The sequence below is a fragment of the Neoroseomonas rubea genome (assembly GCF_016106015.1).
In the GTDB taxonomy this organism is placed as follows: domain Bacteria; phylum Pseudomonadota; class Alphaproteobacteria; order Acetobacterales; family Acetobacteraceae; genus Neoroseomonas; species Neoroseomonas rubea.
Map to the genome: position 1 here is coordinate 1 of NZ_JACADQ010000137.1, position 10,249 is coordinate 10,249.

Annotated in this window: 10 protein-coding genes and 1 pseudogene; all 11 read right to left on the reverse strand. The window is 71.7% G+C overall.

Features of this window, described 5'->3' with window-relative positions; all coding sequences use genetic code 11:
• Positions 1-210 (reverse strand): hypothetical protein (locus HW577_RS13905; RefSeq protein ID WP_198376736.1); only part of this gene is annotated, 210 nt, incomplete at its 3' end.
• Positions 211-228: 18 nt separating this feature from the next.
• Positions 229-2,541 (reverse strand): outer membrane protein assembly factor BamA, encoded by a 2,313-nt coding sequence (gene bamA, locus HW577_RS13910; RefSeq protein ID WP_232474924.1) that lies wholly within the window; start codon positions 2,539-2,541, stop codon positions 229-231.
• 97 nt (positions 2,542-2,638) lie between these two features.
• A complete protein-coding gene (rseP, locus tag HW577_RS13915; protein WP_198376737.1) occupies positions 2,639-3,739 on the reverse strand; it encodes an RIP metalloprotease RseP in 1,101 nt (366 codons plus the stop codon).
• 30 nt (positions 3,740-3,769) lie between these two features.
• Complete coding sequence (gene dxr, locus HW577_RS13920; protein WP_198376738.1) at positions 3,770-4,951, reverse strand: 1-deoxy-D-xylulose-5-phosphate reductoisomerase; 1,182 nt, start codon at positions 4,949-4,951, stop codon at positions 3,770-3,772.
• Entirely contained in the window at positions 4,948-5,886 is a 939-nt protein-coding gene (locus HW577_RS13925; protein ID WP_408639531.1) for a phosphatidate cytidylyltransferase, read from the reverse strand. Before HW577_RS13925 ends, dxr begins: the two co-directional genes overlap by 4 nt.
• A complete protein-coding gene (gene uppS / locus HW577_RS13930) occupies positions 5,802-6,545 on the reverse strand; it encodes a polyprenyl diphosphate synthase (protein ID WP_198376739.1) in 744 nt (247 codons plus the stop codon). The genes HW577_RS13925 and uppS overlap by 85 nt, the downstream gene beginning before the upstream one ends.
• Before the next feature lie 80 nt (positions 6,546-6,625).
• Complete coding sequence (gene frr, locus HW577_RS13935) at positions 6,626-7,192, reverse strand: ribosome recycling factor (RefSeq protein ID WP_198376740.1); 567 nt, start codon at positions 7,190-7,192, stop codon at positions 6,626-6,628.
• Between the two features lie 13 nt (positions 7,193-7,205).
• Positions 7,206-7,934, reverse strand: a complete 729-nt coding sequence (gene pyrH / locus HW577_RS13940) for a UMP kinase (RefSeq protein WP_198376741.1) — start codon at positions 7,932-7,934, stop codon at positions 7,206-7,208.
• 106 nt (positions 7,935-8,040) lie between these two features.
• Complete coding sequence (tsf, locus tag HW577_RS13945) at positions 8,041-8,979, reverse strand: translation elongation factor Ts (protein ID WP_198376742.1); 939 nt, start codon at positions 8,977-8,979, stop codon at positions 8,041-8,043.
• Positions 8,980-9,048: 69 nt separating this feature from the next.
• Positions 9,049-9,849, reverse strand: coding sequence for a 30S ribosomal protein S2 (gene rpsB / locus HW577_RS13950; RefSeq protein WP_198376743.1), 801 nt, complete (start codon positions 9,847-9,849; stop codon positions 9,049-9,051).
• Between the two features lie 184 nt (positions 9,850-10,033).
• A pseudogene (locus tag HW577_RS13955) lies at positions 10,034-10,249 on the reverse strand (Bug family tripartite tricarboxylate transporter substrate binding protein); the annotation flags it as partial.

Consider the following 10,249-nt stretch of genomic DNA (forward strand, 5'->3'; position numbering starts at 1 on the left):
CGGCGGCTGGCCTGCCGCGAGCGGAGGCGGCGCCTGCACCGCGGGCTGCGCGGGCTGCTGCGCGGGTCGCTGCGCCTGGCCCTGCGCCGGGCGCTGCTGCCCCTGCTGCTGGCCCTGGCCGGGCACAAACCACTGCTGCCCGCCCTGCTGGGCGGCGGCGGGAAGGGCGACGAGCAGCCCGGCAAGGGCCGCGGATACGATACGGGACATGTCAGGCGGTATCCTGGATCAGAAGCGGGTGCCGAAGCCGAGGCGGAAGACCTGGGTCTCGTCGTAGTCCTTCTTCACGACGGCCTGGGCGAGGTCGATGTTGATGAGGCCGATCGGGCTCCGCCAGGAAACGCCCACGCCCATGCCCACGCGCGGGGAGGCATCGTCGCGCACGCAGCTCGGCGAGGCGGGGGGGCAGCCCGAATTGTTGATGCTCGAGGGCAGGCCCGACAGCGAGCCGACATCGACGAAGGCACGCCCGATGAAGCCGAGTTCGGAGGGAATGGGCAGCGGGAAGCGGAACTCGGCCGAGGTGGTCCACAGCACCTCGCCGCCGAGGCTGTCATTGGTCGACACGTCACGCGGACCGGCGCCGCCCAGGGCGAAGCCGCGCAGGTTCTCGCCACCCAGGAAGAAGCGGTCGACGATGCGCGTGTCGCGGTCCCCGTAGGGCGCGAGATAGCCGCCGCCGGCGGCCAGCACGAGCACATAGTCGGGATCGCCAAGCAGGCGCTCGAACGGGATGTAGTATTGCGCGTCGGCGCGCGCCCGCACGTAGGAGACGTCGCCGCCAAGGCCGGCCAGGTCGGCGCCCACGCGCACGACGTACCCGTCGCGTGGCTCGATGCGGCTGTCGCGCCGGTCGTAGGTGACCGTCGTCGAGACCTGGCTCAGCAGCGTCCGGCCTTCCTGCTCGCGGATGAAGCGGGAGACGTTGGGATCGACGTCGAAGATCTCGCGGTCGACGAGCGAGTAGGACCAGGACTGGCGCAGCCGCTCGTTGATCTCGTAGCCCATGCGCAGCGCGAAGCCGGCGCGCCGCTCCTGGTAGCCCGAGGTGTCGCGCAGGTCGCGGTTGACGAGGAAGACATCGGCGCCGGCCGCGAGGTTCCGCTCGAGGAACTGCGGGTCGGTCACCGAGACGTCGACCTGGCTGCGCCGCTGGGCCAGCGTGAGGTTCACGCGCGCATCGACGCCCGTGCCGAGGATGTTGCGCTCCCTCAGGCCGATATCGGCGAGGAAACCGGCATCGGTCGAATACCCGCCGCCGAGCGTGAACTCGCCGGTGGCGCGCTCCGCCACCTGCGTGTTCAGGATCACCCGGTCCGGTGCCGAGCCCGGCGCGGTGCTGATCTGCACGTCGCTGAAGAAGCCGAGGCTACGGATGCGCTCGCGCGAGCGGCGAACCTGCTGCGCCACCAGCGGGTCGCCTTCCGCCAGGCGGAACTCCCGGCGGATGACGCGGTCCTGGGTGCGGGTGTTGCCGGTGATCTCGATCCGCTCGACGAAGGCGCGCGGCCCGTCGGCGATCTCGAAGGTCAGGTCGACGCTCTGGTTGTCGCGGTCGCGCACCACGCGCGGTTCCACGGCCGCGAAGGGAAAGCCGCGCGCCGCGAGCAGGTCGGTCAGCAGGTTGTCGGCCCGCTCGACCGCGTCGCCGTCATACCAGTCGCCCACGGACAGCGGCACCTCGCGGTCGAGGCCCGCGGGATCGAGCCCGCGCACCGTGCTCGTCACGGCGAGGTTCCGGATGCGGTACCGCGGCCCCTCGTTGACCGTGTAGGTCACGAAGAAGCCGCTGCGGTCGGGGGCGAGTTCCGCGGTCGCGCCGGTGATCTGCACGTCGGCATAGCCCTGGCGCAGGTAGAAGCGGCGCAGCAGCTCGCGGTCGAAGGCCAGCCGGTCGGGATCGTAGGTGTCGGAGGTCGAGAGCAGCCGGTACCAGGCCTGCTCGCGTGTCGACACGATCTCCTTCAGCCGGCTGTCGGAATAGGCCTCGTTGCCGACGAAGTTGATGCGCGCGACGAGCGCGACCTCGCCCTCGCTGATCTCGAACACCACGTCGACGCGGTTCTGGTCGAGCTCGATGATCTTCGGCTCCACCGTCGCGCCGAAGCGGCCGCGGCGCGCGTAGATCTCGAGGATTCGCTGGCGGTCGGCCTGCGCGGCGGCCGGCGTGAAGACGGAGCGCGGCCGGAGCTGCACCTCGCTGCGCAGCGAATCGCTCGTGACGCGGCGATTGCCCTCGAAGCCGACGCGGTTGACGATCGGGTTCTCCACCACGCGCACGATGACGCGGTTGCCGTCCGGCCGGATCTCGACATCGCGGAAGAGGCCCGTCGCGAAGAGCGCGCGCAGGCTGCGGTCAAGCCGGTCGGGGTCCGCCGGTTCCCCGGGCTGGACCAGCATGTAGGAGCGGATGGTATCCGCCTCGATCCGCTGGTTGCCCTGCACCTCGATCGCGGCGACGCGTCCCGGCGCCTGCGCGAGGGACGGGACCGCCAGCACGAAGGCGACAAGGACGAGGGCGAGGGTGCGCAGCCTGGACAACGAATCGCCACCTGATCTTGGGGTCTGGAAGGGCGGCGCACACTAGCCGAGGTGCCCCCCCGCCGCCACCCCTGCCGCCCGGCGCCGGGCGGCAGGCTCAGCCGAGCAGGCCGGAGACCCAGCGCACGACGCCGAGTTGCGTCAGGTCGTTCCATGTCGCGAGGATCATCAGCGTCACCAGTAGGGCGAAGCCGCCCCGGAACGCATATTCCTGCGCGCGCGCCGTCAGCGGCCGGCCGCGGATCGCCTCGGCCGCATAGAACACCAGGTGCCCGCCATCGAGGATGGGAATCGGGAATAGGTTGATCAACGCCAGGTTGATTGACAGCAGGGCGATGAAGGAGAGCAGGGACAGCATCCCCATCTCCGCCACCTCCCCCGACAATTGCGCGATCCGCAGCGGCCCGCCGATCTCCTCGGTGCCGGTCTGCCCGCTGATCATCTTCCACACGCCCGCCAGCGTCTGGCCGGAGATCACCACCATGTGCCAGGTGCCCGCCGCGACGGCGGAGAAGGGATCGAGCCGCTCGCGCTCCGGCGCGCCGCCCGTGACGCCCAGCATGCCGCGCCCGTCCTCCGGGCGCGCGGCAGGGGTCGCGATGACCTTCACCTCGGTCTCGCCGCGGCGGACGAGGATCTCCACGGGCTGGCCCGCGCGGGGCTGGATGTGCCGCTGCAACTGGTCGAACCGCGTCACCCGCTCGCCATCGAGCGAGAGCACGCGGTCGCCGGGCGCGAGCCCGGCGCGTTCCGCCGCCGAGCCGCCGACCACGGTCTGGATTGCGGTCGAGCCGACCGGCCGGCCGACAGTCGCGAAGATGCCGGCGAAGAGGATGGCGGCGAGCAGGAAGTTGAAGGCCGGCCCCGCGAAGACGACGATCGCTCGATCGCCGACGCTCTTTTCGTGGAAGCTTTCGCCGGCGCGGAACGTGCCCGCCTCGGGCGGCGCGTCATGGGCGAACTCCATCCCATGCATCTTCACGTAGCCGCCCAGCGGGATCCAGCCGATCCGCCATTCGCAGCCGCGGCGGTCCGTCCAGGCCGCGATCGCACGCCCGAAGCCGATCGAGAAGCGTTCCACATGCACGCCCCGCCAGCGCGCCGCGAGGTAGTGCCCGAGCTCGTGCACGAAGATCAGAACGCCGAGCACCACGATGAAGGCCGCGATGCTGCGGAAAGGGTCAGGCAGGAAATCCATCGGTTCCGATCCCGGTTGCGCGTCGGCCGCTCAGGCCGCCGCCCGTTCCGCGGCGATCCTCGCCGCGGTCTCGCGTGCCGCGCCGTCCAGCGCCAGGATGGCGGACAGATCCGCCCCGCCGGGTGCGCCGAGGGCGGCGAGCGTCTCCTCCACCACCACGGCGATGTCGAGGAAGCCGAGCCGCCGGTCGAGGAACAGTCCGACCGCCGTCTCGTTCGCGGCATTCAATATGGTGGTTGCCCCGCCCCCCGCCCGCAAGGCCTCCCGCGCAAGCCGCAGCGCCGGGAAGCGTTCGGGGTCCGGGGCGAAGAATTCGAGCCGCCCGAGCGTGACGAGGTCGAGCCGCGGCACGGACGCCGCCATCCGCGCGGGCCAGGCCAGGGCATGCGCGATCGGCGTGCGCATGTCCGGCGTGCCGAGCTGCGCCAGCACCGACCCGTCCGAATACTGCACCAGGCCATGGACGGTGGATTGCGGGTGGACCAGCACCTCCACCCGTTCCTCCGGCACCGGGAACAGCCGGACGGCCTCGATCAGCTCCAGCCCCTTGTTCATCATGGTGGCGGAATCGATCGAGATCTTTGCGCCCATCGACCAGACCGGATGCTTGACGGCCGCTTCCGGCGTGACGCGCGCCATCTCGGCCATCGGCATCGTGCGGAAGGGGCCGCCCGAGGCGGTCAGGACGATCTTCTCCACGGTCGCGTAGGGGTCAGCCGCGCCGCCGCGGGCCTCCAGCGCCTGGAAGATGGCGTTGTGCTCGGAATCGACCGGCAGCAGCGTCGCGCCGGCGGCGCGCGCCGTCGCCAGCACGATCTCCCCCGCGCAGACCAGGCTTTCCTTGTTCGCGATCGCGAGCACCCCGCCGCGCCGCAAGGCCGCCAGCGTCGCCGGCAGCCCGGCCGCGCCGACGATCGCCGCCATGGTCCAGTCGGCGGGGCGGGCCGCGGCGGCGATGACCGCGTCATCCCCCGCGGCGACCTCGATCCCCGTCCCCGCCAGCGCATCCCTCAGCGCCGCGTAGCAGCCAGGGTCCGCCACAACGGCCAGGCGCGCCTGCAGCCGGCGCGCCTGCGCGGCCAGTCCGGCGACGTCGCGGTTGGCGACCAGGGCCTCGACCCGGAAGGCGCCGGCCGGCGCTTCCTCCAGCAAGGCGACGGTGCTGCGCCCGACCGAGCCGGTCGCGCCGAGGATCGTGACGCTGCGGGTCATCGCCAGAGCGGCTGCCCCTGGCCCAGCAGGAAGGCGAGCAGCGCCGCGACGGGCGCGGCCGCGATCACGCCGTCCAGCCGGTCGAGCAGCCCGCCATGCCCGGGGATCAGCGCGGAACTGTCCTTCACGTCGAACCGCCGCTTGATCCAGCTTTCAAGAAGGTCGCCCGCCTGTGCCATCACCGCCAGCATGGCCGCGACGGCCGCCGCACGGGAAGCCCCCCCCGGCGCGACGATGGCCGCGACCGCAAGACCGACCACCATGGCCGAGGCGAGCCCGCCCAGCGCGCCCGACCAGGTCTTGTTCGGCGAGATCGCCGGCGCGAGCTTCGGCCCGCCGAAGAAGCGCCCGGCCATGTAGGCGCCGATGTCCGACGCCCAGACGACGAGGAACAGGAAGAACACATTCGCCCGCCCGGCCTCGTTGTCGTGCCGCAATTCGATCAGCGCGATGCCGGCAACGCCGATGTACAGCACCCCCGCCGCCAGCCAGCCCGCCGGCTGCCCCGGCCGGTCCGGGCCGCGCAGCCGCGCGGCCTGCCACCAGGTCACGGCCCACAGGATCACGAGCAGGGCGAGCGCGGCGCGGGAATGTTCGGCAACGGCCAGCGTGCCGGCGGCCAGCACCGCGACCGGCACCGCCATGCCCGGCAGCCGCCGCGTGCTCAGCCCGCACAGATGCACCCATTCCCAGGCGAGCAGCGCGCCGCCGGCCGCGATCAGCGCCGTCCACGGCTCCGCGCCCAGCCAGATGCAGGCGAGCGCGACCGGTCCGAGGACCAGGGCCGAGAGGAAGCGCTTGCGGAGATCCTTCCAGCGCTTCGCATCCGCCGCGGGGGCCGTTGCCTCGCTCAGGGCCGCGCCCCGTAGCGCCGTTCCCGCGCGGCGAAGGCGGCGACTGCCTCGGCGAGCGGCGCGGCGCCGTAGTCGGGCCAGAGCGTGTCCTGGAAGACGAACTCGGCATAGGCCGCCTGCCAGAGCAGGAAGTTCGACAGCCGCTGTTCGCCGGACGTGCGGATGATCAGGTCGGGGTCCGGCATGCCGGCGGTCTGGAGGAAGCCGCCGAAGGTCGCCTCGTCGATCGCGGCCGGGTCCATCCGGCCTTCCGCGACGGCCTGCGCGGTGCGGCGGACGGCACCCAGGATCTCGTCCCGTGCGCCGTAGGACAGCGCCACGGTCAGGTTCAGCCGGGTGCCGCCGGCGGTCGCCTTCTCCGCCGCCTCGATCGCGCGGGCGAGCTCGGCGCCGAAGCGCGCATGGTCGCCGATCACGCGCAGCCGCACGCCTTCCTTCACCAGGCTGGCGACCTCGGCGCGGAGATACAGGCGCAGCAGGCCGGTCAGGGCGGAGACCTCGTCGAGCGGACGGCGCCAGTTCTCGGAGGAGAAGGCGAACAGGGTGAGCCAGCCGATCCCCTGGTCGGCCGCGGCCTCGATCGTCCGGCGCGCGGCTTCCGCGCCCGCCTTGTGGCCGAGCGCCACGGGCAGGCCACGCGCCTGCGCCCAGCGCCGGTTGCCGTCCATGATGATGGCGACATGGCGGGGCGGCGCCGCGGGCGCGGCGGGCATGCGGACGGGATCGGTCGCGGCACTCATGCGCCCCTGCCCCCTCGGCGACCCTGCCCGGCGCGGCCCTGCGGCAAAGAACCCCCTCCTGCGATTCCCACCCGCGCGGATCAGACCGTGCGGATGTCCTTCTCCTTGTCGGCGAGCACGCTATCCACCTGCTTCACGTACTGGTCGGTGAGCTTCTGGATCTCGATCTCGGCCTGCTTGGCCTCGTCCTCGCTGATCTCGTGCTTCTTGTCCCAGCCCTTGACCTGCTCCATCCCGTCGCGGCGCACGCCGCGGATGGCGACACGGGTGCTCTCGGCATAGCGGGCCGCGGCCTTGGCGAGCTCGTTGCGCCGTTCCTGCGTCAGCGGCGGCAGGGGCACGCGGATGACCTGGCCCTCGGCCTGCGGGTTGAGCCCGAGATTGGCCTCGCGGATGGCGCTTTCCACCGCCTTGGCCAGCCCCTTGTCCCACACCTGGACCGACAGCAGCCCGGGACCGGCGACCGAGACGTTGGCGACCTGGTTCAGCGGCGTGACGGACCCGTAGGCCTCGACGCGGATGGGCTCGAGCAGCGCGGGGCTCGCCCGGCCTGTGCGCAGCCCGGCGAACTCCTTCTTCAGCATCTCCATCGCGCCGTCCATGCGGCGCGTCAGGTCCTGCTTCAGGGCCTTGAAGTCGGCGGCCATGGCCCCCTCTCCCTCAGTGCTGGTCCTCGTGGACGGTGGTGAAGCGGCCTTCGCCCTTCATCACCGCGGTGAAGGCGCCAGGCTCGTGGATGTTGAAGACGATGATCGGCAGGTGGTTCTCGCGGGCCAGGCTGATCGCCGCCGCGTCCATCACGGCGAGGTCGCGCGCGAGCATGTCGAGGTAGGTCAGCGTGACGTAGCGCTCGGCATTGGGGTTCTTGCGCGGGTCTGCCGAATAGACGCCGTCGACCTGCGTGCCCTTCAGCAGCGCGTCGCAGCCCATCTCGGCCGCGCGCAGCGCGGCGGCCGTGTCCGTCGTGAAGAACGGGTTGCCTGTGCCGGCCGCGAAGATGACGACCCGCCCCTTTTCCATGTGGCGCGTCGCGCGGCGGCGGATGAAGGGCTCGCAGACGCTCGACATCGGGATGGCCGACTGCACGCGCGTCGGCACGCCAACCTTCTCGAGCGCGGCCTGCATGGCAAGCGCGTTCATCACGGTGGCCAACATGCCGATCGAATCCGCCTGCGCCCGGTCCATCCCGGACGCGGCGCCGGAGACGCCACGGAAGATGTTGCCCCCGCCGATGACGAGGCAGACCTGGACGCCGAGTTCGACCACGCCCCGCACATCCTCGGCGATGCGGCGGCAGACGGCGGTGTCGAGGCCGTAGTCGCGGCTGCCCATCAGGGCTTCCCCGGACACCTTGAGCAGGACGCGCTTGTAGGCGGGCATGGCGCTCATGGGCGGGAATCGGGCATCCGGAATGGAGGAGCGGGGAGGCACCATAGGTGCGGTCCCCCGGCGGCGACAATAAGGCGGGCGGGGGTGCACCCCGCCCGCACCTGCGTCACCCCTGGCCGGCGGCCGCCGCGACCTCGGCGGCGAAGTCGGACTGCTGCTTCTCGATGCCCTCGCCGAGCTGGTAGCGGGCGAAGCCGGAGAGCGTCGCGCCCGCCTTCTTCACCACTTCCTTCACCCGGCTCTCGCCATCGATCACGAACACCTGCTCGAGGAGCACGACCTCCTCGTAGTACTTGCGGATGCGGCCCTCGACCATCTTCTGGATGACCGCCTCGGGCTTGCCCGACGCCTGGGCCTGCTCGGTCAGCACCGCCTTCTCGCGCTCGAGCGCCGAAGGCTCGACGGCGGAGATGTCGAGCGCCTCCGGCCGGGCGGCCGCCACATGCATGCCGATCTGGCGGCCGAGCGCCTCCATCACCGCGGTCTCGGACGCGCCTTCGAGCGCTACCAGCACGCCGATCTTGCCCAGGCCCGGCTTCACCGCGGAGTGGACATAGGTCGCGACCGCGCCCTCGTTCACATGCAGCATCCGGATGCGGCGGATCGACATGTTCTCGCCGATCGTCGCGATCAGGTGCGTCAGCTGCTCGGCGACCGTGCGATGCGCGGAGCCGCCTTCGACCAGGTCAACCGAGCCGGGCCAGCGCGCGTTCTTCAGCGCCTCGACATCCTCGCCGACGGTCAGCGCCAGTTCGGCGACGGTCGCGACGAAGTTCTGGAACAGCTCGTTGCGGGCGACGAAGTCGGTCTCGGCATTCACCTCGACCATCGCCGCGCGGCGCGGGGCGGACGCCACGCCGATCAGGCCCTCGGCGGCGACGCGGCCGGACTTCTTGGCCGCGGCCGAAAGGCCCTTCTTGCGCAGCCAGTCGATCGCGGCCTCCATGTCGCCGTTCGCTTCGACGAGCGCCTTCTTGCAGTCCATCATGCCCGCGCCGGTCTTCTCGCGCAGGTCGCGGACCATCGAGGCGGTGATCTCGGCCATCGGAATGCTCCGTGGTTGCCAGTGGAAAAGGGGGATCGCCGGGGCCGCGCGGCCCCGGCGGGTAGGGTCTCAGGCCTGCGGCGCGGCGGGCTCGGCCTCGGCCGGCGCTTCCACCGCCACCTCGGGCAGCGCTTCCGGCGCGAGGTCCTCGGAGGCGCCGAGATCCACGCCCGAGGCCTGCATCTCGGCCGAGATGCCGTCGAGCACCGCCGAGGCGATGCTGTCGCAGTAGAGCGTGATGGCGCGGATCGCGTCGTCATTGCCCGGGATGGGGTAGGTCACGCCTTCCGGATCGGCGTTGGAATCGACCACCGCGACGACCGGGATGCCGAGCTTGTTGGCTTCCTCGATCGCAAGCTTCTCCTTCACCGTGTCGATGACGAAGATGATGTCCGGCAGGCCGCCCATCTCCTTGATGCCGCCGAGGGCGCGGTCGAGCTTCTCCTTCTCCCGCGTCAGCATCAGGACTTCCTTCTTGGTCAGGCCGCTCGTGTCGGTGCCAAGACGTTCCTCCATCTGCTTCAGGCGCTTGATGGAGCCGGTGATCGTCTTCCAGTTGGTCAGCATGCCGCCGAGCCAGCGATGGTTGACGTAGTACTGGCCGCAGCGCGTCGCGGCTTCCGCCACGTAGTCGGCCGCCGCCTTCTTGGTCCCGACGAACAGCACGCGGCCGCCGGCCGCCACCACGTCGCGCACCGCGCGCAGGGCGCGGTCCATCATCGGGACGGTCTGCTGTAGGTCCAGGATGTGGACCTGGTTGCGCACGCCGAAGATGTAGGGCGCCATGCGCGGGTTCCAGCGCCGCGTGTGGTGGCCGAAATGCACGCCCGCCTCGAGCAGGGCACGCAGGGTGACTTCGCGCATCGCCATGGGGCGATCCTCCTTCCTGTAGTCCGGTTGGGCCTCCGCGGCGCAATCCCCCGGGATGTCTCCCCGGGACCGGACCCTGCCTTGGTCGAGGAAGGGCGCACCGCGTGCGGATTACCGGGCGGGGCTGCCCCCGACCGGCGCGCGCCGTATGGCCGAAAGCCGGGCCCGCGGCAAGCCCCGGCGACTATTCGGGGCGGATGCCGGCGCGCTCGGCGGTCGCGCGGATCGCCGCCCTCTCCCGCTCCAGCCAGGCGGCGAAGCCCTCGGGGCCCTGCTCCCGCTCGGCCACGATCTCGGCACCGAGTTCCGCCTGCCGCGCCCGGTAGGCGGGGTCGGCCAGCCCCCGCCGCACGGCGGCCGCCAGCGCGGCCACCACCGGCGCCGGCGTGCCCGCCGCCGA

Coding starts and splice junctions, on each gene's coding strand:
- uppS (WP_198376739.1), bottom strand. CDS start 6,545: ATGAGTGCCGCGACCGATCCCGTCCGCATGCCCGCCGCGCCCGCGGCG.
- rseP (WP_198376737.1), bottom strand. CDS start 3,739: ATGGATTTCCTGCCTGACCCTTTCCGCAGCATCGCGGCCTTCATCGTG.
- frr (WP_198376740.1), bottom strand. CDS start 7,192: ATGGCCGCCGACTTCAAGGCCCTGAAGCAGGACCTGACGCGCCGCATG.
- rpsB (WP_198376743.1), bottom strand. CDS start 9,849: ATGGCGATGCGCGAAGTCACCCTGCGTGCCCTGCTCGAGGCGGGCGTG.
- tsf (WP_198376742.1), bottom strand. CDS start 8,979: ATGGCCGAGATCACCGCCTCGATGGTCCGCGACCTGCGCGAGAAGACC.
- pyrH (WP_198376741.1), bottom strand. CDS start 7,934: ATGAGCGCCATGCCCGCCTACAAGCGCGTCCTGCTCAAGGTGTCCGGG.
- dxr (WP_198376738.1), bottom strand. CDS start 4,951: ATGACCCGCAGCGTCACGATCCTCGGCGCGACCGGCTCGGTCGGGCGC.